We start from the raw sequence: 23788 nt of genomic DNA, 5'->3' as shown, positions 1-23788 counted from the left end.
CTTGTGAAATCTTATACATTTAAAAACGTGTAGATGATTGAGTTATGTTAGAATGCCCCCAAATCTTTTGATTAAAATCACCGATCTTCACAAGAGATCAGATCAATTATTTTGAGTCAAACTCGTATGCCCAATCCTACAGATTTCCAAAGCAGCGCATTAGCAACATTGCGTATTGAGCAACAAGCCTTAGACGTGTTAGCAACACAAATTGGTGACAGTTTTAACCGAGCTTGTGAAATATTGTTACAGTGTAAAGGTCGTGTTGTGATCACTGGCATGGGTAAGTCAGGGCATATTGGCCGTAAAATGGCTGCAACTTTCGCCTCAACTGGTACTCCATCGTTTTTTATGCATCCGGGCGAAGCTGGGCATGGCGATTTGGGAATGCTGGTTCGTGGTGATGTTTTAATTGCGATTTCCAACTCTGGAAAAAGCGATGAAATCATGATGTTGATGCCTTTAATCAAACATCTTGGCGTTCCTCTTATTACCATTAGCCGTGATGATAAAGGCCCAATGCCGCAAAACGCAGACATCGCTTTAACTTTAGGCGAATCTGACGAGGCATGCCCATTAGGTTTAGCGCCTACGTCGAGTACGACAGCAACTTTAGTATTGGGTGATGCACTGGCTGTCGCTTTACTTGAAGCGCGTGGTTTTACCGCAGATGATTTTGCTCGTTCGCATCCAGCAGGTGCGTTGGGTAAACGCTTACTTTTACATGTAAAACATTTGATGCATACAGGCGATGAACTGCCAAAAGTTTCACCAGATACACCAATGAATCAAGTGCTTTATGAAATTTCTAATAAACGTTTAGGCTTGACGACAATTGTAGATGAACAAGAACATTTACTTGGTATTTTCACCGATGGTGACTTGCGCCGTTTAATTGATAAACAGCAAGGTTTCGATGTGAATTTGCCTGTTTCAGAAGTGATGACAAAAAAACCATCAACGATTTCTCAAGAAGCACGTGCGGTAGAAGCTCTACAACAGCTGAACCTGAAAAAAATTAGTCAGTTTGTGGTGGTAGATGACCAAAACAAAGTGATTGGTGTAATTAGTATGCATGACCTTATTCAGGCAGGGGTAAATTAATCAATGGCATCTTATGCATTGTTAGAACAAGCACGTCATTTACAGGCATTGGTTCTGGATGTTGATGGTATTTTGAGTGATGGCTTCGTAACCTTAACCAATAGTGGCGATGAAATTAAATCATTCGATATTCGTGATGGTTTAGGAATGAAGCTTGCACAGCAAGCCGGCATGAAAGTCATCATTATTACAGGCCGAAAAAGTAATATTGTTGAAAAACGTATGTCTGATTTAGGCGTAGACCTCGTTTTTCAAGGCCGTGAAGACAAAGGCTCAGCACTTCGTGAAGCTTGTGCGCAGTTTAATATTTTGCCGTCTGATTGCTTATATATGGGTGATGATTGGCCTGATTTATCTGCTTTTGCAATCGCAGGTATGAGTGTTACTGTGCCAAATGGTCATGAAGAAGTACGTCGCCGTGCGCATTTGGTTACGCAGTCGATGGGTGGGCGTGGTGCTGTGCGTGAAGTCTGTGATATGTTGCTGATCGCAAAAGGCATTTACCAAGAACTTCTTGAAAAATATCTTGCAGTACCGCATTAATAATAAGATTACTTAAAAAGGTAGGCTATTCCTGCTCATGGATACCAGAGTTTTATCAATTGTTGCTGTAGTGGTTGCTGCTATAAGTGGTGGTTACTACTACTATAGTGGCAAGGCAAAAAAACTAGACATTGGTTCTGCGAAGAATATGACATATTCAGCGCAGGGCGTCCATTTGACTCAAACTGATGATCAAGGCAATTTGTATATCCGTGCTGAAGTTCGTCAGCTTGAACAGGATATGCAACAAAAAACATCAAAGTTGGATCAACTTAATGCCTCGATGTATAAAGATGGCAAAGTTGATGCGACATTCTTTGCAAAACAGGCAAATGGTTACGATGATAACCGCAAAGTTATTTTATCGGGTGATGTGGTCGCAACTAAACTGGCGCCACAAGGGAAGATTGAATTCCAAACTGATGAGTTAACTGGATATCCAAAAACCAGAGAAATTGAAACCGATCACCAAGTGGTTGTTCAATCTCCGCAAGCCGAGTTTGTCAGCAAAGGGTTAAAAGCTAATTTGAATAATGGTCAGTACGAATTTTTTAATATTCGAGGAAAGTATGCACCAAAGTCTTAATTTAAAACGTTCTTCAGCTTTCCTAAAACAAGCTGCGGTAATTACATTCGTTGCTTTATCATCTGCTTCGACTTTTGCGTTACCGTCTGACCGTAATCAACAAATTTCGTTAGTGGCAGACCGTGCAACTTATAATGAGAAAACGGGTTTAACGACTTATACGGGTAATGTCGTGATTGAGCAAGGTACGATGAAGCTTCAGGCTGACTCAATTGTTGCTACGCTAAACTCTAAACGTGAAATTCAAACGATTACTGCCAAAGGTAGACCATCTAAATTCCAACAGCAAATCAGTGCTGACAAGGGCGTTGCACGAGGCGAGGGTCAAACCATTGTTTATAATGCAGATACAGGCATTATTACTTTGACTGGTGGTGCATATCTATATCAAGATGGTTCAAGCATCCGTGGTAACTCATTGAAATATAGTATGAACAAAGGCGATGTTGAAGCTCAAGGTTCATCGTCAAATCGTGTTCAAATTATTATTCCGCCATCAACTTCAAAAAGTTTCCCAGGAGCGCGTGACTAATGCAACAAGCTCTTCAACCCCAAACTTTGTGTATTAAGCACTTAGCAAAAAACTATAGTAAACGTTGGGTCGTCAAAGACGTATCTTTTAGTATGCAAAGTGGACAGATTGTTGGTTTGCTTGGCCCTAACGGTGCAGGAAAAACAACAAGCTTCTATATGGTTGTTGGGCTAGTGCGTATGGACAAAGGTGAAATTCACCTTGATGATCTTGATATGTCCGATTTGGCAATGCATGAACGGGCACGTAAGGGAATCGGATATCTTCCGCAAGAAGCTTCTATCTTTAGAAAGCTGACAATTGCTGAAAATATTATGTCTATTTTAGAAACACGCAAAGACTTAAATAAACAGCAGCGCCAGCAACGTCTTACTGAATTGTTGAATGACTTTAAAATCAGTCATATTAAAGATTCATTGGGAATGAGTGTGTCTGGTGGTGAGCGTCGCCGTGCTGAAATTGCACGTGCATTGGCTGCTGATCCTAAGTTTATGTTACTTGATGAACCGTTTGCCGGTGTCGATCCAATTTCGGTAGGTGATATTAAAGATATTATCCAAACCTTAAAAGATCGCGGTATTGGTGTGCTTATCACAGACCATAACGTACGTGAAACTTTGGCGATCTGTGAACGTGCATATATTGTGAGCGAAGGTGCGGTAATTGCGGAAGGTACTCCACAAGAAATTCTGGATAACGAACAGGTACGTAAAGTCTACTTAGGTGACGATTTTACAGTTTAAATAAAAAAGTTAATCTATTTGGCTAAAAAGAGGTCAATGCTTCTTTTTAGCTTTTTTATATTTAATTATTAAAAAACAATAAATTACACGGTTCACTTGATGAAAAAATAATGTGTGAATTATTCCTGCATTTATGCTTCTTTATGCAAAAAAATATGTAGAATGTAAAAGCTTTTAAACGATAACAAACAAGATCAACAAGACAAGCATGATTGGATATAACCAGAGAAGAGTAAAAAGGACATGTAAAAAGCCAGCTTTCCTGAAAGGGTTGATGCTTTTAACTTCACTGCATGTACCTATGGTGATATATGCCGCTAAACCAAGTGAGCAATATCACACATTAAAAGACAACTTATCACAACTTTTTGCCCCTAAAAGTAGTGATGAATTTAAAGTCGCTAAGATGCAAGAGTTGAGTAATTTTAGGCTAGATCGCTCTAGAGTGCAGGAGTTTCCGACTGTTCAACTCAATGATAGAGCAGCTTCATCTTATTCAAATTTGCCATTAAGGAAAATGACTCTGCAGGAAGCGGTGAAAATCGCCATCCAGCGTAACCCTGATATTTCCCAAGCCATTTCAACTTTAGCTGGCCAAAATGCTGGTATTGATGTTGCGAAGGCAGGTTATTATCCTCAAATTTCAGGTGGTATTACCACAGGTGACTTGAGTAGTGGCGAGCGTGGTCGGCAGTTATTGACTTTAAACGCAACTCAAATGCTTTATGATTTTGGTAAAGTCAAATCAGGTGTATCGGTTGAGAAGGCCAAACTCCAAGTCGAACAGGCGAATGTGTTGGTCAGTATTGATGATATTGCACTTGATGTGGCTCAGTCGATTATCAATATTCAGCGCTATCTCCAGTTAAATAAAATTGCCGAGCAGCAAATTGCGGGTATTCAGCGAATTCAGGAAATCGCTAATTTACGTGCAAATGCTGGTATTAGTAGCCAAGCTGACCCGATCCAAGCCCAGTCTTATTTACAAGCTGCACAGTCCGGTTTGATTGCACAGCAATCTTTATTACGTCAATACCAACAACATTTAAGAACATTGTTGGGTGCTGATGTTTCACGTACAGGTTGGATTATTTCAGATGATTTGGTGAAAGTGTCTGATTTATATGGTGAACCTGAGTTCAATACCATTCCAAAAATGATCGCTGCACAAGCGGGCATTGAAGTGGCTAAAGCTCAAAAGGAACAGACCCGTTTAACACGTTACCCAACTTTGGCAGTGAAAGGCTCGGTGAGTCAGGCCATTAATGGAAAAAACCCAAACAATGATGAAGACGACGGTTTATATAGTTCCATCATGCTTGAGGCCACCAGTCAGTTTTATCAAGGTGGGGCAGTTTCTTCTCAGGTAAAAATGGCAAGTTATGCAGAGGAAGCCGCTAAATCTAAAGTGAATTCTGTGTATCTGGATGTGCTCGATCAGATCAGAACCAGCCGTGAGCAAATTGAAAATAAACAACGTCAAATGCAGGTTTTAGCCAACCGCCAAGCGACAACAGTTCGTACACGCGAACTCTATCAAGAGCAGTACAAACTCGGTACCCGTTCATTGGTTGACTTATTGAATGCTGAACAGGCGATTCATAGCGCCAATTCAGAACTTGAAACTGCACGTTATGACATCTACAGCAGTATTGTTCAGTACATTGCAGCAACAGGACGTTCCCGCCAAGCTTATGACTTAAATAATATTTCAATTCAGGGGTTCGAAGTACAACCATGATGACAAAAATAAATTACCAGCCCTGGTTACAGGCGGTCTTAACGATTGCTAAACATTATAGAATTGAGCCTTCAGAAGAAAGAATTCGTTTACAACTTGACTGGAACCAAAATCAAAACCTTGATGATGTTTTGCAGTTAATGACACGTCAGGTTGGACTCAATTTACGTAAAGTACCTTTTTCATTAGATTTACTTAATCCGTGGCGTTTACCTGTCATGGTCGAGTTTAACGACGGACAGGTCGGTGTAATTGATAAGGCCGATACTCAAGGAAATGTCAGTATCCAGTTTAGTGGAGATCACGGCCTTTCCCAAAATTTAAGCTTAGATGTCTTAAAAACAACAATTAAGAATGTCTACATCCTACGTCCTGAAACGTCTATTCCCGATGCACGTATTGACGAATATATCAAACCATACGAAGCAAGCTGGTTCTGGTCGATTGTTTTAAGAGACTGGAAGCGCTACGTTGATATTATGTTTGCCTCACTGATAGCCAATGTTTTGGCACTGGCAACCATTATTTTCTCAATGCAAGTGTATGACCGTGTTGTACCATCTCAGTCTATCCCGACTCTATGGGTGCTAGCAGGCGGTGTACTCATTGCAGCACTTTTTGAGTTTACCTTACGTATATCACGGGTCTATTTATCCGATATTATCGGTAAACGTGCTGACTTACGGGTGTCTGACCGTGTATTTGGTCATGCCCTACGTATCAAGAATAAAGACCGTTCAAAGTCTACCGGTAGTTTTATTTCCCAAATTCGTGAGCTCGAAGGTGTTCGTGAACTGGTGACTTCAACCACTATTAGTGCAATTGCCGATTTCCCATTCTTTTTCCTGTTCCTGATCATTTTTGCGATTATCGGTGGAAAACTGTTTTGGGTGATGCTGCTGGTTGTGCCACTTATGCTTTTGCCGGGTATTCTGGCACAGAAGAAGCTAGCGCAACTCGCGCAAGAGGGCATGAGAGAATCTTCAATCCGTAACGCTATTCTTGTTGAAGCGGTGCAGGGTATTGAAGACATTAAGCTATTACGTGCTGAGTCTCGCTTCCAAAACCAGTGGAACCACATGAACGAGGTTTCAGCCGATATCGGGATGAGACAGCGTAAAATCGTCGGTACCTTAATGGCATGGACTCAAATGCTTCAGGGGTTAACCTATGCAATTGTGGTGTTGGTAGGATGTTTTGCCGTGATGGAAGGTGAAATGACTACAGGTGCGTTAGTGGCTTGTTCAATTTTATCTTCACGTATGTTGGCACCGATTGCACAAATTACAGGTGTGTTAGGTCGTTTACAGCAAGCAAAAGTCGCAAAACAAAGCCTTGATGAGCTTATGCAACGTCCGATCGATCAGGCAGACCGTTCGCATCTGGTACACAAAGCAGTTTTAAATGGCGATTACGAATTAAAAAATGTCTTATTCCAATATGGCGAAGAAGACCCAAAACCAAGTTTGGCAATCCGCCATTTAAAAATTCGTGCTGGTGAAAAAATTGCCATATTGGGGCGTAATGGTGCAGGTAAATCGACACTGCTCCAGCTTCTATCTGGTATGCAAGTTCCAACTCAAGGCGCAGTACATTTAGATGGTCTGGATCTTTCGTTAATTGATCCGTCTGATGTACGTCGTGATATGGGTTTACTTAACCAGAATGCGCATCTTTTCTACGGTACGATTCGTGAAAACCTCACTTTAGGTGCGCCGCTTGCAACGGATGAAGAGATTCTTCGTGCGCTAGTAGTGACTGGTGCATTACCTTTTGTTCAAGAGAAAAAAGAAGGGCTAGATCACCTGATTTTAGAAGGTGGTGTTGGTTTCTCTGGTGGTCAGAAACAAGCGTTGTTACTGGCTCGTCTATTGATTCGTCAACCTAACATTTTATTGTTAGATGAACCGACAGCAGCTATTGATGACGTGGCAGAGAAACAACTGATTGATCATTTAAAAGGTTGGCTGGCACATCGTACTTTAGTCGTTGCGACCCACCGCCGCGCTGTATTAGAACTGGTGGACCGTATTATTGTCGTGAATGAAGGCAAAATTGTGATGGACGGTCCAAGAGATCAGGTACTCAATCAATCAACAGCCCAACAAAAACAAGTGAGCCAAGGGGGTAATTCATGAGCGAACCACAACAAGAACAACAACTCACCCGTTCAATGAATGTCTCTTATAGTGAGCCACCCTTACCACGTGCCAGTTTAGTGATCTGGATTGTGGGCATTGGCTTGGTTATTTTCTTTATCTGGGCGTGGGTATTTAAACTTGAAGAAGTTTCTACTGGTACAGGTAAAGTCATTCCATCATCTAAAGAGCAGGTCATCCAGTCTTTAGAAGGCGGTATCTTAACCAAGCTGAATGTACAAGAAGGTGACATCGTTCAAAAAGGCGAAATTCTTGCACAGCTCGATCCAACCCGTTTTGCGTCAAATGTTGGAGAATCAAGATCTTTACTGATCTCTGCTCAAGCGACAGCAGCGCGGTTGCGTGCGGAAGTAAACGGTACACCTTTGGTTTTTCCTGAAATTGTGATGAAAGAACCAAAGTTAGTACAAGAAGAAACTGCATTATATCGCTCGCGTCGTGCTGATCTTGAACAAACCCTTGCAGGTTTAAGACAGGCGTTACAACTTGTGCAACAAGAACTGGCGATGACAGAACCGCTGGTGGCTAAAGGTGCAGCAAGTGAGGTCGAGGTTTTACGTTTACGTCGTGAAGCAAATGATCTGCAAAACAAAATGAATGATGCGCAGAACCAGTACTATGTGAAAGCGCGTGAAGAGTTATCTAAAGCGAATACGGATAGCGAAACGCAGCAACAAATTGTACTGGGCCGTAGTGATAGTTTAGATCGCGCAGTGTTCAGAGCACCAGTGCGTGGTGTCGTCAAAGAAATTGCAGTCACTACTCGTGGTGGTGTTGTTCCACAAAACGGTAAACTGATGACGATTGTACCGATTGATGAGCAATTGTTGATTGAAGCGCGAATTTTACCGCGCGACATTGCCTTTATTCGTCCGGGACAAGAAGCACTGGTTAAAATCACTGCCTATGACTACTCAATTTATGGTGGTTTAAAAGGTAAGGTTACCGTTATTTCACCAGACACGATTCGTGATGAAGTAAAACAGGACCAATTCTATTATCGTGTTTATATCCGCACTGATTCCGACAAACTTTACAATAAAGAAGGTAAAGCGTTTGGTATTACACCGGGTATGGTGGCAACAGTAGATATTCGTACTGGTCAAAAAACAGTACTCGATTACTTACTTAAACCATTTAATAAAGCCAAAGAAGCGCTACGAGAAAGATAATAAAAAAAGCCCCGAGATTCGGGGCTTTTTTATAGGTTTGATTCTATTAAATTCACGTTATAATTTGATTTTTATTGTGCTTTATCTTATTTATGGCTTTTACGATTGCATCACAGATTACATTTGAAGAAGAAATTAAAAAAAGTAGATTTCAGGCGATCGCTGCGCCAGTGGAAAATGAACAGCAGGTTAAAGAATTTTTAGAATACAACAAGGATATCTCGACCACTCACCAATGTTGGGCTTGGAAAATTGGGCATAATGTACGCTTTAACGATGATGGTGAACCGTCAGGAACAGCAGGGCGTCCAATCTTAGCGACCATTGAAGGGAATGACCTGACGAATATTATTGTGATGGTTAACCGCTGGTATGGCGGTATAAAACTGGGAACGGGTGGCCTTGTTAGAGCATACGGTGGCTGTGCTGGACAATGTTTATTATTGGCTGAACGTATTGAATTGATTGCAAAGAAGACGATTCACTTTTCTTGTCATTTTAATGAGTGGGCGATATTTCAATATGAATTGACTCAACAACAGATTGAATATCAGGAAACCTACACGGCAACAGGTGTAGATATCGAAGCGAGACTACAGATACATCAAATTGAACCGCTCGCCTTAAAACTCAGAGACGTAACACGTGGTCGTGAAGAATTAAAAATTGAAGAGGAATTAACTGATGACTGATTCCTTACTGAAATATCGTGAGCAACATAAGCATCGCTTAAACTATATGCCATGGTTATATTGGACTTTAAAACCTAAAAACCGTGCTTGGGCTGAAGAGTGGCAAAAAGAATATCAAGCTTATTTAATGGATATGGAAACTGTCGAGATTGGTGAAAATTGTTTTATTTCACCGCTAGCACATATTTTTGCTGAACCAGGCCGCAAAATTATTATTGGGGATAATAGTTTTATTGCGGCTGATTGCACATTGCATGGACCGCTGGAAATCGGCAATGAAGTCGCGATTAACCATCATTGTATTTTAGATGGGGGGCGAACGGGCATAAAGTTGCATGACCAAGTCCGTATTGCCGCGTATTGCCATTTGTATGCATTTGACCATGGGATGCAACTCGACCGTCCACTTTACCAGCAGCCAGTTACTTCTAAAGGAATTGAAATTGAGCAAGACGTTTGGTTGGGTGCACATGTGGGGATCAAAGACGGTATAAAAATCGGTAAACATGCTGTGGTCGGGATGAATAGTATGGTGACCAAAGATGTTGAGCCGTACCATATTGTCGGTGGGAATCCTGCAAAATTTATTCGCTTAAGAGAATAATGCAGTCTCAAGAATGTAATAAAATGTTTGATCTTTAAACAAAAAAGTTGATTTTTATACATAAACCTTAACATACCAATTTTTATCTATGTTAAGTTAAAGCTAAGTTTTAATAATAATCTCCAAGGCAAAAGACCTGAAGAAGAGAGGCTAACATGAATCGTGTTATTGCGTGTATTGACTCATCACCGTGTATTAATGCTATTGCTGATGCAGCAGCATGGGTTGCTAAAGCAACCGGACGGGAACTTGTATTATTACAAATTCTGGACTATTACCCAGCCAGTTATCATCTTGGTGAAATTAGTGGGGTAATCGGCTTTGAAAGCAATGCAATGCTGCTAAAAGAGTTAGCTGAGTTAGAGCAAAAACAAAGTGAACTCGCGTTAGATTATAGTAATAATTTACTCCGCCATATTTCTGATCTTATTCAAGAAAAACACGGAATTACCAGTTCAAAAATTCAAGAAAAAGGTGATTTTTTAGAACAAAGTTTTAATCTCTTACATGAAAATGACATCGTTATTTTAGGTCGAGTCGGGGAAAGAGCAGCCGAGAAACATAAACCAATCGGTAGCAATGTTGAAAACTTCATTCGTGGTGCGAATTGTACTGTTTTGACTATTGGTGAAAACTTTAAAGTGCCAACACGATTTATCTTTGCTTATGAATATTCGCCAACTTGTCAAAAAATGATGCGCCGTATTGCCCAAAGTGACTTATTGCGAACACTGCAATGTCATTTGGTGTATGTAGGTGATCATCCAGAAATATTAAATGAACCAGAACATTATCTTAAACAAGCGGGTCTAGATGTAGTTACCGTTTACCGTTATGGTGATGTTGCACAAAATATTTTAGAGTACCAACAAGAGCACGGTATTCAGATCATTGTGCTAGGGGCATTTAGCCATAGCAAAATTCACCAATTCTTCTTGGGAAGTATTGCGACAACTATATTCCGAAACGCGACTGTACCATTACTTGTGGCTAAATGATGAGATTTGCATATAGTTATCCGCAAATCTTGTGGATAACTATATGGAAAAGCAACAGTAATAAAAGTAATTATTTGATTATAAATAATAAAATAAAAAAGATGATTTTTTAACCATTATTTCACAATTGCAATTGCGAAGCCATCATGACCTTTTGAGCCAACTGTTTGTAAGGCTGTACAAGACAAGATTTGCGGATGATTTTCTAAAGCTTTAAACATTTCACGGATGCCTTCAATACTCGGTTTTTTATTGTCAGGATTTAAAATATCACCTGCACGAATTACATTGTCGAGTACGATAATCGTACCTGATCTTGAGAATTTCAGACTCAATTCTAAATATTCAGGATAACCCTGTTTATCTGCATCAATGAAAATAAAATCAAAAGGCGCGATAGATTGAGGATCAATCGCAGAAAGGATATCTGCAGCACGGCCAGCTCGAAGATCAACTTTTACAGGAAGATTGGCATGATCGATATTTTTCTGCGCCATTTCGGCATGAGTAGCACGGCCTTCTATGGTGAGTAAATAACCATCTTCAGGTAAGGCACGGCCTAACCAGATGGTACTGTATGCAGCAAAGGTTCCGATTTCTAAAACTCGTTTGCATTTATTCATTTGAATAAGCATCTGCAAGAACATACCTTGGTTAGGTGCTACTGCAAGATGATTTGAAAAGCCGTGTTCATCGGTATTCTTTAATGCATATTCGAGTCGCGGGTCTTCGGGAATTAAATGTGAATCGATATATTGGTCAATGTCTGTCCACATCTGCTGCATAATCAAATTTACCTATATGTTGATCGGGCTATTTTAAACGTTTATGCATAGAGTGCAAAAATCTTCGTTTCAAGAAATTTTGGTTGATTGGGAAATGAACAATAAAAAAAACTCCTTTCAGTTGAAAGGAGTTTTTTTTATTAGAAATTACACATCGAACTGTTGCGGGTGAGGTCAGGGCCCCAAGTACGATAGCCTTGAGTATCAATATGAATTTGCCCCGAACTATATAGACCAATACCCATATTTAAGCTTTGACCATGCTGAGCCCAGAACTGACAAAGTTTAAACTTGGTATTTTCGATAAATGCATAATCTTGAGCTTGTGGGAACTCAGGACCAATACGGAAATCGATTGCCGAGTTAAATAAATGTTTAGATGAGCTTGCACCGCCTGCACATTCATTTAAAGGTAAATCTCGGTAAACCGAAGTCACTTCAAAGTCGGTAAGAACTTTTGCTGCAACTAAATATTTAAATACGCGTAGGGTAGATAAAGAATTTCCCCAAAGTTCACGATTAGGAACGGCATATTCTGAGCGTCCACATTTTTGCCAATCACGTGCTGAACGTAATAACTCAAAGCTTGGCACAATGCCTGCAACGTTATTTCGGGTTAAGAATTTTTCGTATTCACGAACACGTTGGTAATTTTCACCAGAACTTAACCAACTTCGATAAGATACAGGCTCAACTTTAGGGGGAATTGGGCGCTCGATAATAACGCGCTCTTGTGGAATAAAGATTCGTTTACCACTTGGAGAGGTTTTGCCTGTTGTTGTGTGTTGGGGAGAGCTGACACAACCTACCATAACCGCTGGGATTATGCATAAGGGCACCATACTCTGCAAAAACTTCCGCATAAGAAAAATTAAGCACTTATAAATATTGCGGGTATTTTAATGCAAAACAGTGCACAAATTACGAGGAATTTGCAATGAAATGTTTGAATAGGGTATAAAAAAAGATCAGCAATTGCTGATCTTTTTTGAAATTACTTTTCAAGATATTGTAATTTATCAGGTTTGCCGTTCCATTCTTCACGGTCAGCTGGTTGATCACCAATTTGAGTAATGTTAGGCCATTTTTGAGAAAGTTCAGCATTTAATTCAATAAATACTTCTTGACCTTCAGGTAACTCATCTTCAGAGAAAATTGCATTTGCCGGGCACTCTGGTTCACATAATGCACAGTCAATACATTCATCCGGATTAATCACTAGGAAATTCGGACCTTCGTAAAAACAGTCTACAGGACAAACTTCTACGCAATCTTGGTATTTACATTTAATACAATTTTCAGTGACAACAAAGGTCATGGCGACAGCTACCTAAAAAATATGGTTTCATTTCGAATAGCTTATTTTAGGCAAAAAAGGGGTAAACAAACAATTGCTTTTATTGATATTCTTTATTCATGCATATGAAGATAAGTTAATACGTTGATAATCAAACATATCTTGTAAACCCAGCAGAGCGTAGTCTATAAAATTAAAATAATAATATATTTTATAAAACAATAACTTAAAAAATATTTAATTTAATTATTTAGATGTCATTTAAGTCAAGGCATCTATTTTATTAAACGCCTTAACTTTTTATTTTTTGTTTTACAAATTTTGATTTACGACTTTTTTGCTTAGAAAACCTTAAATTTTTAAAGCTAAAGCTTACATAGTAAATGAATATCTTCAGGTTCGAGCTGCCAAAGTTGTTGATCTGGCGTACTTAACAGTCGCGCACCATGCTTCATATAGAAGTCTACAGTGCGTCGACTTGGGGTTGCTGAAATATACAGTTGATTTGCACCGAGTTGCTTGGCGGACTCTTTTGCGGCTTGCATTAGCTTGGAACCAATGCCTTGACCTTGTTGGTCAGCATCCACATAGAAATAATGGAGTAATTTCGCTTGTGGGTAATCCGCTATAAGTTGATTTGAGACTACGCTCACGCCAACGAGCTTTTCAGAGGCGTCAAAAGCACCGATAAATATTGAACCTTGTGCAAAGAGTTGTTTGAGTTTAGGTGGGTCATTTTCTAGATGATATGAGTCCCAATTTTGTACATCAAAAAAACAATCAACCAATTCTAGTTGTTGCTGTTTTTGTATGTAGTTTTGAGTGATTAATTCACGGCGGCTAATCTGCTGCCAAATAAGATCAATTTCTGAACTTTGCAAAGATCTTAAGATCATATAAATATTATTCTCCGATATGAATAAGCAGACCTAAGCCTGCTTATTCGGAAGTGCTTTATTAAGATTTGAGTGCAGCTTTTAACTCGTAGAGTTGTTCAAGCGCCTGACGAGGCGATAAATTATCAACTTCAATTTGCTTAAGTAAATCTAGAGCAGGGGATGAAACTTCGATCTCGACCACTTTCTCTATGATTTGTGAACCAGAGTTTGCATCTGGTGGAGCAAACAAATCATTTTGAAAACTGGTTTGTAGATGTTGCTGCTGCTGTTTTTCTAAAATGCGTAAACGCTTCTGCGCTTCTTTAATAACATTGGCAGGAATCCCCGCTAATTTTGCAACTTGTAAACCATGACTTTGACTTGCAGGGCCTTGTTGAACTTTATGCAATAAAATCAGATTGCCATTCAGTTCTTGCGCCGTGACATGATAGTTATCGATTCCTGCCTCACTACCAAGTTCGGTCAACTCAAAATAATGAGTCGCGAATAAACATAAACATTTTACGCGCTTGGTTAAATCGACCACACATGCCCATGCTAAAGATAAACCGTCATAAGTACTGGTTCCACGGCCAACCTCATCCATTAACACCAACGACTGATTTGTAGCATGGTGCAGAATTTGCGAAGTTTCTGTCATCTCAACCATAAAGGTAGATTTGCCTGTAGATAAATCGTCGGCTGAACCAATACGGGTAAAAATTCGGTCAATTGGACCAAGCTTGACGGCTTTAGCCGGAACATAGCTACCGCAATAAGCAAGTAAACTGATTAATGCCGTTTGGCGCATGAAGGTTGATTTACCGCCCATGTTTGGACCAGTAATAATTGCCATGCGGTGCTGAGCATCAAGGAAAGTATCATTTGGGGTAAATGGAGCTTTATTTAATGCTTCAACCACAGGATGTCGACCAGCCTGAATTTTAATACCCGTTTCTGGAGTAAATTCAGGGCGTGCCCAATTATTTAAACGTGCTTGATGAGCAAAGTTTGCAATGACATCAATTTGAGCAATTGCTGAACTCATCATTTGTAGATGAGCGATATTTTCGCGAAGGTTTTCAAGCAAAGTTTCGAATAATGCTTTTTCACGAGAGAGTGCACGTGACTCACTCGACAGGACTTTATCTTCAAAACTCTTTAGCTCAGGGGTAATGTAGCGTTCAGCATTCTTTAAAGTCTGACGACGAATATAGTCGGCTGGTGCTTGTTCTGCTTGAGCACGAGTCAGTTCAATGTAGTAACCGCTTACACGGTTATAACCGATTTTAAGGGTATTAATCCCTGTACGTTCACGCTCTTTAATTTCTAGATCAATTAAGAATTGACCTGCATGATCACGAATTTGGCGTAATTCATCAAGCTCAGCATCATATCCTTCTGCAATTACATTGCCATCACGAAGTAATACGGGAGGGTTTTCAACGATTGCTGCCATTAAATGTTGATGAAGCGCTTTGAAGTCTCCAAGTTCTTCATCTAGTTGAACTAATAACTTAGATTTCTTCGCTTGAATGACTGGAGTTAACGCCGTTCTTAAAGCTGGAATTTGTGCGCATGCATGACGAAGTTGCACCAAATCACGTGGTCGCGCACTGCCTAGCGCAACGCGGCTAAGCACACGTTCAATATCACCAATTTCTTTAAGCACTAAACGAACTGGGTTTTCATGATACCCCTGAATGAGTTGCTCAATCGCATCTAAACGAGCATCAAGCAATGCAGTATCACGCACAGGTTGCATGAGTGTGCGGCTTAATAGACGGCCACCCATTGCAGTTTGGCAATCATTTACCAGTTGAAATAATGATGTTCCATGTTCAAATAATGGCTCGATAATTTCTAAGTTGCGACGCGTAATTGGGTCGAGCGCAATAAAGTCTGTACTTTGTTCAAGTTGGATTGAACGAATATGCGGTAATGCAGTTTTTTGGGTTTCTTTTGCATAGTGAATAAGTGCAGCGGCAGCAGCTTTGGCTAAAGGTAATGGGTCTAAACCAAAACCTGAAAGTGTTGATACCGTAAACTGATCACATAAGGTTTTTTGTGCATTATTTAGATTGAAGTCTACATTTGGACGTTTAGTAACAGGGCAATCTAAGTGCTTTTTAATTTGTTCGATAATATTGGTGTCGACCAAGTCTTCATCAATCAAGATTTCACTTGGCATTAAACGCGCAAGTTCAATAGGCAATTGTTCTGGCTTGTAATCTTGTTGTTGAACTTTAAAAATGCCCGCACTCAAGTCGAGTAAAGCAAAACCGATCTGGTTTTGATGAATGCACAATGAAACGAGATTAGATGATTGATAACTGCTGAGTAATGCATCATCAGTTAATGTACCAGGGGTCAGAATACGAACAACTTTACGTTCAACAGGGCCTTTGCCTGTTACTTCTCCAACTTGTTCGCAAATGGCTACCGTGCGCCCAGCTTTAACAAGTCGCGCCAAATAACCTTCGGCTGAATGATAGGGAACACCCGCCATTGGAATAGGTCGGCCACTGGCTTTACCACGATGGGTTAAGGTAATGCCTAAAAGTTTGGCTGCTAAATGAGCATCTTCAAAGAAGAGTTCATAAAAGTCACCCATACGGTAGAACAGCAACGCATGTTGATAGTCCGTTTTAACTTTGAGATATTGCTGCATCATAGGTGTGTGAGAAGATAAGTCAGCCATGATTTCAGCGCTATTCATGCGTATTAAACCCTTAAAAAATCAGTAATATTTTACGTTTGGTCATCTAACCAATTTCAAGTCTTTTAAAAATGAATGTCATTCAAGAAAAGAACACAACTGGATGAACTTTGAAAATTGGCATCCATAGTATAAAGCGAATTGGAGTCACTCCAGATGTGTAATGGTAACAAATTTGAGTTATTGAAAAAAAGAGTAGTGAAGCTCTGAAGTATAAGACCAATAAGTTGACTTCAAATTGTGGCTTAAGTGGTCTGAGGTCAAGTTTTTTTAAAGATACTTAAGCAATATGGTTTGCGTAACTTCAAACAAATACTGAAATATGTCGAATCAGAGTATGAATTGCCTACGTCAGTCATTGTCTCGCGCAAAAGTATGCTGAATATAAATAGAGGAGTCATTCATGGGTACGCGTTCAACCATTATGGATACCAATAGCTTTCGTCCAGAACATGCTGCTGAGCTGGATCATGCTACCCGAAAACTGACAGATAAAAGAAATAAAATTTTAGGTGAATCCTATCGCTTGTTTTATCGTAATCCCGTGCATCTGGTGAAAGGTCAGGGGCAATATTTATGGGATGCAGCAGGTCATCAATATCTTGATGTTTACAACAATGTTGCTAGCATTGGTCATTGTCATCCTGCGGTCATTGAAGCGGTAAATGAGCAAATGAAAATGCTCAATACCCATACCCGTTATTTACATGAAAATATTTTGGATTATACCGAAGAACTCTTACAAACCACTCCCGATGAAATTGACCGTGCCATGTATATGTGTACAGGTTCGGAAGCGAATGATTTAGCGATTCGTATTGCCCGTGAATATAGTGGCGGTACAGGAATTATTGTGTCTCAAGAGTCGTATCATGGAACCAGTAGCTTAACCTCAGGATGCTCTCCAGCACTGGGAACTGAGCAACCTTTAGATGCTACAACTCGTCTAGTTCCAGCACCTGATTATTATCGAATTCAAACTGATGATTTGGGCACATGGTTCGCGCAGCAAATTCAACAGCAAATTGACGATATGAACGCAAAAGGTATTAAGTTTGCAGGTTTTTTAGCGGACTCAATATTTTCTTCTGACGGTGTAATGCCTAATCCTGTTGGGTTTTTACAAAAAGCGGTTGATGTCGTGCATGCCAATGGTGGGATCTTTATTGCTGATGAAGTACAACCGGGTTTCGCACGCACTGGCGATTCTTTCTGGGGCTTTGGTCGCCACAATGTTGTGCCTGATATCATTACCACAGGTAAGCCAATGGGTAACGGAGTTCCAGTGTCAGGGCTTTTAGCCAAGAGTGAAGTTCTTGCTGCTTTTAGCGATAAAATTCCATATTTTAATACTTTTGGTGGTAATCCTGTTTCTATGGCAGCGGCACAGGCTGTACTTAAAGTCATTCAGGAAGAAGAATTGCAAACCCATAGTAAATATGTGGGAGGGCTACTTCTAAAAGAACTCACTAAGCTTATGGAAAAACATGAAGTGGTTGGCGACGTACGTGGCGCTGGTTTATTTATAGGGTTTGAACTGGTTAAAGACAGAACCACAAAAGAACCGAATAAAGCATTGGCTTTGAATCTTATTGAAGAGCTCAGAAATACTCATCGAGTTTTAACCTCAGTTGCAGGTCCTTATGGCAACGTATTGAAACTGCGCCCACCTTTGGCTTTCCAAACAATAGATATTGATTGGTTAGTCGGTGCTTTAGATCAAGCCTTAACAAAATTAAAGTAAGACCTTCTATAAAAAATACCCTTCAAGTTGGATGTTAAATCTAATTTGAAGGGTATTTTATTGTTCATATCTTATGCGTCGTTAGAAGTTATCTCGATTTGCTTAAATAATAAAAAGGCCTTTATTCAAGGCCTGTATTTGCGATGTTTTAGTGTCTTAATTGACGTGGCGTAACACCAAACCAACGTTTAAATGCACGAGATAAAGCACTTACTTCTGAGTAACCTAATAAGAATGCCATTTCTGAAATTGGAATATTTTTCTGTTTAATATAATGCTCGGCCAACTCACAACGGACCTGATCGACTAAATGGGTAAAGGTCAGTCCTTCATTTTTTAAACGGCGGGTAAGGGTGCAACTAGTTAAACCAATATCATGAGCGATTTTTTCAAGGTTTGGTTCACCTTCACTCAGTTCAAGTTGGATGTGAGAGCGTACTTGATCAGCAAGACATTGACTTGGTGAAGCGCGATTGAGTAGGTGCAACGTATCTAGAATCACTGTTAACAAAATAGAATCACGGCCCGGCATATTATGCTGGACGTCTTTTTTTGAAATGATGATGGAGTTAAATGGTTGATCAAAATAAACAGGCGCGTTAAATAATTTGCTATGTTCTTGCCAGAATTCAGGTCGAGTATGCTCAAAGTGAATTGCGCGTGGTGAATAATGAGGGCCCATCACTTCACGGATCACATTCATAAACATGCCCATAGTCAGTTCTGCATCTTGGCGACGAGTTAAAATCGCGCCGTGTTGAACTTGATAATCTATGCGCCAGTTATCTCCTAAATCGACCATTCGATTAAGCGTATCTTTCTGATGCAAATAAAAGTTATTGGTCATGTTCATTAGTGCAGATTCTAAGGTGTTTGAACAAAGACCAATGTACCCAATAAGTCCTAAGGATTTCGGTTGAAACTGTTGACCATAATGCAAACCAAAATTATCACAACCAGAAACCAATGCTGCCTGTTCTAGCACCTTGCAATAATTGGGTAGTTGTAAGCTCAAAGTTGGGCTAATTAAGAGTTCAGGATTAATACCACTAATTCCCAAAACACGATCAACATCTGCACCTTTTTGATGAATAAACTCGCTTAATCCAGAGGCGGCTGCAGACAATACACCTTGATTACACATATTTGAATCGACAAGATGAGCTGGGTTGAGATGTAACATGTCAAGTCTCATGATATTTATTCCTAACTATTCTTATATTAAGCAAAAGCCATACCAGTTTTTGCTTGCGTCCATGATTTTGTTTTGTTAAAAACTTTTATAAAATAATGACTTATGTTTTGCTGTTTTAAGTTTCAGATTTGACTCTCTAGCAAGACATCAATCATTGTATTTAAGGTTGGGTAGCGAACTAAAAGAAGGCAGAAAATGCATTAGAGATAGGCAAAAAGGGCAGAACTAAAACAAGAAATTAAGCAGCTTCTCATGCATACAACATGTATTGTAGGCATGAGAAAATAAGTGAAATACTAATTTTTTGTAGTTTTCGCCGTTTGTGCACCATAACTTAAACTAGCCATTGAAGGTCTAAATTGACCTATATTGGCATCGCGGCCCTGTAATAAAAACTTAGGATTGGCTTGACCATAGCCCTGCATAGCCTGCTGAGAAAACTTTCCAATATCAGAACTCGGGCTGCGCAATCGATTAATAATTAGAACCTTCTGAGTCGTCGCAAAATCTTGCATCATATTTTGATCGCCCTCACTGTCACCCGCGATAAAAATTGGCCCATAACCATATTTAGAGACTAAAAAACGCTGGATGGTTGCGGTTTTGCCTTTACCTTGTGTTTGAGCATAACCATGACGAAACTCAGGTAAAACTCGATTTTGTGCATCTCGTTCTAACTCCATCGCGTAGGCATTTTTTTCATTAATGTTATAGCCGATCTTTGGATTAGAAATAATTTCCTTAATCACATCAATAAAAGATGCCGAACAGACATAGACATCAATGCCATTATCCTGAAAGGCCTTAAATAGATTTTGCATTTCACGGTATGGTCTTAAACCATTTTCCCAAGTGGTTTTCACAACACCTGCTTGGCCCGAAAGTGCTGCGGGAGAGGTCCATGTTACAGGTCCAATCGGTTGTTGTATTTGCCAAGCAACTGTTGCTTTTACCAAATTACGAACTTGTTGTTCGGTAAATCCAGTAAATAAATAAGTAACCCAAGGATACGCAACTTCATGATCAAACGTGTCTCCAATCGCCGCATATAGATATCTCATTTTAGTAATGAAATCGAGATAGTGTGGATCTTGTTTAATTTGATCCAGAGTTTGCTTACCTTGTAGACCGCTATAGTGGTGATAAAGCCATGTGTAGCTGGCAATAATATCTGGGGCAATTTTATCAATATTGACGGCTTGGCCTTGCTGGTTGTTGTAGGCGGCTTCAAAATTTTGCGAGCTAATTCCTTTGCGAATAATCTGATTAAGCTGCTCTGGCGTGACATTAAACGCTAAGTGTTCAAGCTGATAAATTAATGTTGCTTCTTCGATGTCTAAAAACACAGAGGTATTGTCAAAGTCAGTGACAATATACGGGCGTTTGTCAGGATTGTAGTTTGGGCTATCTTTTCCATAGCTAGCAATTAATTGATTAAGCTGGTCAAAGTTAAAAGCGTCCCATTGACCTTTTTGGATATATTCCTTTTTGGGAATAGCGACTGCGGGAGGTGTACTTTGTATAGGGTTGTAATTACATGCGCTTAGAGCAAGCATACTTGCCAGACTACTGGTGAGTAATAGTGCTTTGGCAACTTTGCTCAGTTGATGGGTAGCTTGCATAAACCCTTCCTTTAAATTCTATAAAATTTAAAAACTAAAAATTGAAAATGAAGAAAAGCGATCTAAATCACTTTTCAAATTCCTACAGGCATTTGACCGTTTAGATATTTTTTACAAAGACGCACAGTTTCATTGGACCATTGGTCTCCAAGACTTTGAGCCATTTCTGTTTGTGCGTGAGAACCATTCCAAGCCATCATTTGAATGCGGCGTTGCATGATAAAAGTCGGGATCATTTCATATTCTTCAGACTGAATATGACCTACGCGCTCGTAGCCTTTTAACCAGTAATCAACCCAATGAGGTGCATTTGCATAATGTTCATTGAAGCTAATTGCAGCAGCGAGGTCATGCATAAACCAACTCATGCCGCAGTCATCAAAATCGATCACACCGATACGTTCTTGTTGTAGTAATAAATTAGTTAAACGCAAATCGGCATGAATCAGGCCATAACGTTCTTGGGTTTTACCAAAGAAATTTAAATCTTTCGAAATCTGTGCAATCGCTTCTTCAATTACGCCGTGATCTTGAGGTCTTAAATGAGGTGCATTTTTCCAGTTTCCCCAGTGTCCATCTGCACCGATCATGGTTTCATGATTCCACACAATACGTTGAAAGTTTTCAGGCGCTTGCCATGTCTTACTATGGACATGCAACTTTGCGGTAATTTGTCCTAGTTGCTCAAATGCAGTGGGGTCAACTTCAACAGTCGGCATATCGCCCTCAACCCAGTTGAAAAGGACTGCATAACGATAAATATCATTGAATAGTTTTAAAGTGATGACACGCTCACCTGATTGATCTGCAATCGCAACAGGAACTTGAATACCACTTGCATTTAAGGCATCTAACCATTCAAGCTCACTTTGTATATCCAATTTGCTGTGGTAGTTGGGACGGTGAATTCGAAGTGCATATCGGGTAGATCCTGTTGAAATCTGAAAGGTTGCATTTTCAGACTGACATAATAGTTTGACCTGTCCTTGATAGTCTGATGGATACTGTTTAATTGCTTGTTCTGCCAGTATTTGTAATTGAACTTGGCTTAAAAATTCATTTTGTTCTACAGACATAACCCAACTCCTCAATTTAATTTTTAAACACGTTCTGTGTTGAGATGCCGTCGATCTTATAAAAGAAAAAATGAATCAACTTGACTTCAAGTGGTCGGGGAGATGTTTTGCTGTCAAGTTTTATGAATATCTTTTGCGCAACTATTGGTGGTGTAAATTTAGTCGATAAGGCAATACGACAATGAAAGAGTCTGAATTAAGCGTAGATGTTGGTGCTCTACAACAGGACGCAGAGTATTTTGCAAAACGTCAGTTAAAAAAGGGGGCAGTAGGTTGGTTACTTTTAGTGGGGCTAGGTGTTTCTTACGTCATTTCGGGTGACTTTGCGGGTTGGAATTTTGGACTGGCACAAGGTGGCTGGGGTGGGCTCTTTATTGCAACAGTCATCGTCGCGTTTATGTATCTCTGCATGAGCTTTGTAATGTCTGAGATGTCGACGATGTTGCCCACTGCTGGCGGTGGCTATAGTTTTGCCCGCGTTGCATTTGGTCCTTTTGGAGGCTACCTCACAGGGACTGCGATTTTAATTGAATATGCAATTGCACCTGCTGCGATTGCCGTATTTATCGGTTCATATTGCGAATCACTCTTTGGATTGGGCGGTTGGGCTGTTTATTTAATTTGCTATTTAGTTTTTATGGGCATTCATCTTAAAGGTGCAGGTGAAGCGCTTAAAATCATGTTTGGAATTACCGCCGTTGCTTGTATTGCACTGGTCGTATTCATTGTTGCGATGCTTCCACATTTTGACAGTGCACGATTGTTTGATATTCCAGTCAGCGCTCATGCAGGTGCAAGTCAATTTTTACCGTTTGGCTATATGGGAATATGGGCAGCAGTACCTTATGCCATCTGGTTTTTTCTTGCGGTTGAAGGGGTACCACTGGCAGCCGAAGAAGCAAAAGATCCAGTACGTTCGTTACCACGCGGTTTGATTGGTTCAATGTTGATATTGGCATCGTTTGCACTTTTAATCTTATTTTTGGGTGCAGGCGCAGCGGGTTCAAATGCATTAAAAAATTCGGGAGCACCTTTAGTTGATGCACTCATTGCGGTATATGGTCAGCACACATGGTTGGCAAGCTTTGTTAACTTTGTAGGTCTTGCTGGTCTGGTCGCAAGTTTTTTCTCAATTATTTATGCATATTCACGTCAGATTTTTGCATTGTCACGTGCGGGATATTTGCCAAAAAACTTATCACTTACCAATGAAAATAAAGCGCCATATTGGGCCATTATCATTCCGGGCATTATTGGCTTTTTACTCTCTTTAACAGGTGAGGGTGATTTACTCATTTTAATGGCAGTATTCGGTGCAACAATTTCTTATGTGTTGATGATGCTTTCACATATCAAGTTGCGTTTATCTCGTCCTGAATTACCACGCCCGTATAAAACGCCTGGTGGAATGTGGACGTCTTGTATTGCCTTGATTCTTGCTGCTGGTGCTGTCGTTGCAGGGTTAATGGTCAATCCAAAAGTTTGGTTATTGGCTGCGCTGATTTATGTCGGATTTATACTCTATTACTTGTTATATAGCCGTCACCATTTAGTGAAAGGCACGCCTGAGCAAGAGTTCGCCATGATTGATGACTGAT

General features: G+C 40.0%; 21 protein-coding genes. 13 read left to right on the top strand and 8 right to left on the bottom strand.

All coding sequences use genetic code 11. From position 1 onward, the window contains the following. The first annotated feature begins 126 nt into the window (after nucleotides 1-126). The 11 genes from RMB06_RS16295 to RMB06_RS16240 all read left to right on the top strand — a co-directional run bounded on the left by RMB06_RS16295 (nucleotide 127) and on the right by RMB06_RS16240 (nucleotide 10874). The gene (locus RMB06_RS16295) at nucleotides 127-1104 is read left to right on the top strand and encodes an SIS domain-containing protein (protein WP_002122342.1); all 978 of its coding nucleotides are present in this window, start codon (nucleotides 127-129) and stop codon (nucleotides 1102-1104) included. Nucleotides 1105-1107: 3 nt separating this feature from the next. After that, nucleotides 1108-1647, top strand: a complete 540-nt coding sequence (locus RMB06_RS16290; RefSeq protein ID WP_002122322.1) for an HAD family hydrolase — start codon at nucleotides 1108-1110, stop codon at nucleotides 1645-1647. A gap of 37 nt (nucleotides 1648-1684) precedes the next feature. Continuing rightward, nucleotides 1685-2233 (top strand): LPS export ABC transporter periplasmic protein LptC, encoded by a 549-nt coding sequence (gene lptC / locus RMB06_RS16285; protein WP_005070181.1) that lies wholly within the window; start codon nucleotides 1685-1687, stop codon nucleotides 2231-2233. Beyond that, nucleotides 2217-2765 carry a lipopolysaccharide transport periplasmic protein LptA gene (gene lptA, locus RMB06_RS16280; protein WP_002122334.1) on the top strand — a complete coding sequence of 183 codons (549 nt, stop codon included), beginning with the start codon at nucleotides 2217-2219 and terminating at the stop codon, nucleotides 2763-2765. The genes lptC and lptA overlap by 17 nt, the downstream gene beginning before the upstream one ends. Further along, a complete protein-coding gene (gene lptB, locus RMB06_RS16275) occupies nucleotides 2765-3508 on the top strand; it encodes an LPS export ABC transporter ATP-binding protein (RefSeq protein ID WP_002122331.1) in 744 nt (247 codons plus the stop codon). The genes lptA and lptB overlap by 1 nt, the downstream gene beginning before the upstream one ends. 274 nt (nucleotides 3509-3782) lie before the next feature. After that, entirely contained in the window at nucleotides 3783-5249 is a 1467-nt protein-coding gene (locus tag RMB06_RS18280) for a TolC family protein (protein WP_404976480.1), read from the top strand. After that, entirely contained in the window at nucleotides 5246-7387 is a 2142-nt protein-coding gene (locus RMB06_RS16260; RefSeq protein ID WP_005802602.1) for a type I secretion system permease/ATPase, read from the top strand. The genes RMB06_RS18280 and RMB06_RS16260 overlap by 4 nt, the downstream gene beginning before the upstream one ends. Beyond that, complete coding sequence (locus RMB06_RS16255; RefSeq protein WP_005076849.1) at nucleotides 7384-8580, top strand: HlyD family efflux transporter periplasmic adaptor subunit; 1197 nt, start codon at nucleotides 7384-7386, stop codon at nucleotides 8578-8580. Before RMB06_RS16260 ends, RMB06_RS16255 begins: the two co-directional genes overlap by 4 nt. 92 nt (nucleotides 8581-8672) lie before the next feature. Further along, nucleotides 8673-9272 (top strand): YigZ family protein, encoded by a 600-nt coding sequence (locus tag RMB06_RS16250; RefSeq protein ID WP_032038417.1) that lies wholly within the window; start codon nucleotides 8673-8675, stop codon nucleotides 9270-9272. Beyond that, nucleotides 9265-9876: a chloramphenicol acetyltransferase CAT gene (locus RMB06_RS16245; protein ID WP_002115833.1), complete on the top strand. Its 612-nt coding sequence runs from the start codon at nucleotides 9265-9267 to the stop codon at nucleotides 9874-9876. Before RMB06_RS16250 ends, RMB06_RS16245 begins: the two co-directional genes overlap by 8 nt. Before the next feature lie 155 nt (nucleotides 9877-10031). Continuing rightward, nucleotides 10032-10874, top strand: coding sequence for a universal stress protein (locus RMB06_RS16240; protein WP_002115820.1), 843 nt, complete (start codon nucleotides 10032-10034; stop codon nucleotides 10872-10874). Nucleotides 10875-10990: 116 nt separating this feature from the next. Here RMB06_RS16240 and RMB06_RS16235 read toward each other — a convergent pair whose 3' ends face one another. The 5 genes from RMB06_RS16235 to mutS form a co-directional block, all read right to left on the bottom strand. Further along, nucleotides 10991-11659: an O-methyltransferase gene (locus tag RMB06_RS16235; protein ID WP_262462439.1), complete on the bottom strand. Its 669-nt coding sequence runs from the start codon at nucleotides 11657-11659 to the stop codon at nucleotides 10991-10993. Between the two features lie 140 nt (nucleotides 11660-11799). Continuing rightward, nucleotides 11800-12522, bottom strand: a complete 723-nt coding sequence (locus RMB06_RS16230) for a D-Ala-D-Ala carboxypeptidase family metallohydrolase (RefSeq protein WP_182924206.1) — start codon at nucleotides 12520-12522, stop codon at nucleotides 11800-11802. 131 nt (nucleotides 12523-12653) lie between these two features. After that, nucleotides 12654-12977: a ferredoxin FdxA gene (gene fdxA / locus RMB06_RS16225; protein ID WP_002051033.1), complete on the bottom strand. Its 324-nt coding sequence runs from the start codon at nucleotides 12975-12977 to the stop codon at nucleotides 12654-12656. A gap of 344 nt (nucleotides 12978-13321) precedes the next feature. After that, nucleotides 13322-13852: a GNAT family N-acetyltransferase gene (locus RMB06_RS16220; RefSeq protein WP_311080355.1), complete on the bottom strand. Its 531-nt coding sequence runs from the start codon at nucleotides 13850-13852 to the stop codon at nucleotides 13322-13324. 61 nt (nucleotides 13853-13913) lie between these two features. Continuing rightward, nucleotides 13914-16553, bottom strand: a complete 2640-nt coding sequence (gene mutS, locus RMB06_RS16215; protein WP_311080354.1) for a DNA mismatch repair protein MutS — start codon at nucleotides 16551-16553, stop codon at nucleotides 13914-13916. Between the two features lie 403 nt (nucleotides 16554-16956). On the opposite strand from mutS, the gene RMB06_RS16210 reads away from it, so the two are divergent. Then, on the top strand, nucleotides 16957-18297 hold the full coding sequence (locus RMB06_RS16210) for an aspartate aminotransferase family protein (protein ID WP_311080353.1): 1341 nt from the start codon (nucleotides 16957-16959) through the stop codon (nucleotides 18295-18297). Between the two features lie 148 nt (nucleotides 18298-18445). Here RMB06_RS16210 and RMB06_RS16205 read toward each other — a convergent pair whose 3' ends face one another. The 3 genes from RMB06_RS16205 to RMB06_RS16195 all read right to left on the bottom strand — a co-directional run bounded on the left by RMB06_RS16205 (nucleotide 18446) and on the right by RMB06_RS16195 (nucleotide 22190). Then, complete coding sequence (locus RMB06_RS16205) at nucleotides 18446-19480, bottom strand: AraC family transcriptional regulator (RefSeq protein WP_311080743.1); 1035 nt, start codon at nucleotides 19478-19480, stop codon at nucleotides 18446-18448. Nucleotides 19481-19788: 308 nt separating this feature from the next. Further along, on the bottom strand, nucleotides 19789-21114 hold the full coding sequence (locus tag RMB06_RS16200; RefSeq protein WP_311080352.1) for a haloacid dehalogenase-like hydrolase: 1326 nt from the start codon (nucleotides 21112-21114) through the stop codon (nucleotides 19789-19791). A 74-nt stretch (nucleotides 21115-21188) separates the two neighbouring features. Further along, nucleotides 21189-22190, bottom strand: a complete 1002-nt coding sequence (locus tag RMB06_RS16195) for a phosphotransferase (protein ID WP_311080351.1) — start codon at nucleotides 22188-22190, stop codon at nucleotides 21189-21191. 181 nt (nucleotides 22191-22371) lie between these two features. Here RMB06_RS16195 and eat point away from each other — a divergent pair, with 181 nt between their 5' ends. Beyond that, complete coding sequence (gene eat / locus RMB06_RS16190; protein ID WP_311080350.1) at nucleotides 22372-23787, top strand: ethanolamine permease; 1416 nt, start codon at nucleotides 22372-22374, stop codon at nucleotides 23785-23787. Nucleotide 23788: the final 1 nt, after the last annotated feature.

Origin of the sequence: Acinetobacter sp. V104_13 (assembly GCF_031798995.1) — a bacterium.
Classification (GTDB): domain Bacteria; phylum Pseudomonadota; class Gammaproteobacteria; order Pseudomonadales; family Moraxellaceae; genus Acinetobacter; species Acinetobacter pittii.
This window is presented reverse-complemented; position numbering and strand designations above follow the sequence as displayed.

What these genes read in the sequence shown, in the direction of transcription:
- mutS (WP_311080354.1), bottom strand. Translation starts at nt 16,553, where the DNA reads ATGAATAGCGCTGAAATCATGGCTGACTTATCTTCTCACACACCTATG.
- RMB06_RS16235 (WP_262462439.1), bottom strand. Translation starts at nt 11,659, where the DNA reads ATGCAGCAGATGTGGACAGACATTGACCAATATATCGATTCACATTTA.
- RMB06_RS16200 (WP_311080352.1), bottom strand. Translation starts at nt 21,114, where the DNA reads ATGCAAGCTACCCATCAACTGAGCAAAGTTGCCAAAGCACTATTACTC.
- RMB06_RS16250 (WP_032038417.1), top strand. Translation starts at nt 8,673, where the DNA reads ATGGCTTTTACGATTGCATCACAGATTACATTTGAAGAAGAAATTAAA.
- eat (WP_311080350.1), top strand. Translation starts at nt 22,372, where the DNA reads ATGAAAGAGTCTGAATTAAGCGTAGATGTTGGTGCTCTACAACAGGAC.
- RMB06_RS16195 (WP_311080351.1), bottom strand. Translation starts at nt 22,190, where the DNA reads ATGTCTGTAGAACAAAATGAATTTTTAAGCCAAGTTCAATTACAAATA.
- lptC (WP_005070181.1), top strand. Translation starts at nt 1,685, where the DNA reads ATGGATACCAGAGTTTTATCAATTGTTGCTGTAGTGGTTGCTGCTATA.
- lptA (WP_002122334.1), top strand. Translation starts at nt 2,217, where the DNA reads ATGCACCAAAGTCTTAATTTAAAACGTTCTTCAGCTTTCCTAAAACAA.
- RMB06_RS16205 (WP_311080743.1), bottom strand. Translation starts at nt 19,480, where the DNA reads ATGTTACATCTCAACCCAGCTCATCTTGTCGATTCAAATATGTGTAAT.
- RMB06_RS16240 (WP_002115820.1), top strand. Translation starts at nt 10,032, where the DNA reads ATGAATCGTGTTATTGCGTGTATTGACTCATCACCGTGTATTAATGCT.
- RMB06_RS16255 (WP_005076849.1), top strand. Translation starts at nt 7,384, where the DNA reads ATGAGCGAACCACAACAAGAACAACAACTCACCCGTTCAATGAATGTC.
- RMB06_RS16220 (WP_311080355.1), bottom strand. Translation starts at nt 13,852, where the DNA reads ATGATCTTAAGATCTTTGCAAAGTTCAGAAATTGATCTTATTTGGCAG.
- RMB06_RS16295 (WP_002122342.1), top strand. Translation starts at nt 127, where the DNA reads ATGCCCAATCCTACAGATTTCCAAAGCAGCGCATTAGCAACATTGCGT.
- RMB06_RS16290 (WP_002122322.1), top strand. Translation starts at nt 1,108, where the DNA reads ATGGCATCTTATGCATTGTTAGAACAAGCACGTCATTTACAGGCATTG.
- RMB06_RS18280 (WP_404976480.1), top strand. Translation starts at nt 3,783, where the DNA reads ATGCTTTTAACTTCACTGCATGTACCTATGGTGATATATGCCGCTAAA.
- RMB06_RS16245 (WP_002115833.1), top strand. Translation starts at nt 9,265, where the DNA reads ATGACTGATTCCTTACTGAAATATCGTGAGCAACATAAGCATCGCTTA.
- RMB06_RS16260 (WP_005802602.1), top strand. Translation starts at nt 5,246, where the DNA reads ATGATGACAAAAATAAATTACCAGCCCTGGTTACAGGCGGTCTTAACG.
- RMB06_RS16230 (WP_182924206.1), bottom strand. Translation starts at nt 12,522, where the DNA reads ATGCGGAAGTTTTTGCAGAGTATGGTGCCCTTATGCATAATCCCAGCG.
- RMB06_RS16210 (WP_311080353.1), top strand. Translation starts at nt 16,957, where the DNA reads ATGGGTACGCGTTCAACCATTATGGATACCAATAGCTTTCGTCCAGAA.
- lptB (WP_002122331.1), top strand. Translation starts at nt 2,765, where the DNA reads ATGCAACAAGCTCTTCAACCCCAAACTTTGTGTATTAAGCACTTAGCA.
- fdxA (WP_002051033.1), bottom strand. Translation starts at nt 12,977, where the DNA reads ATGACCTTTGTTGTCACTGAAAATTGTATTAAATGTAAATACCAAGAT.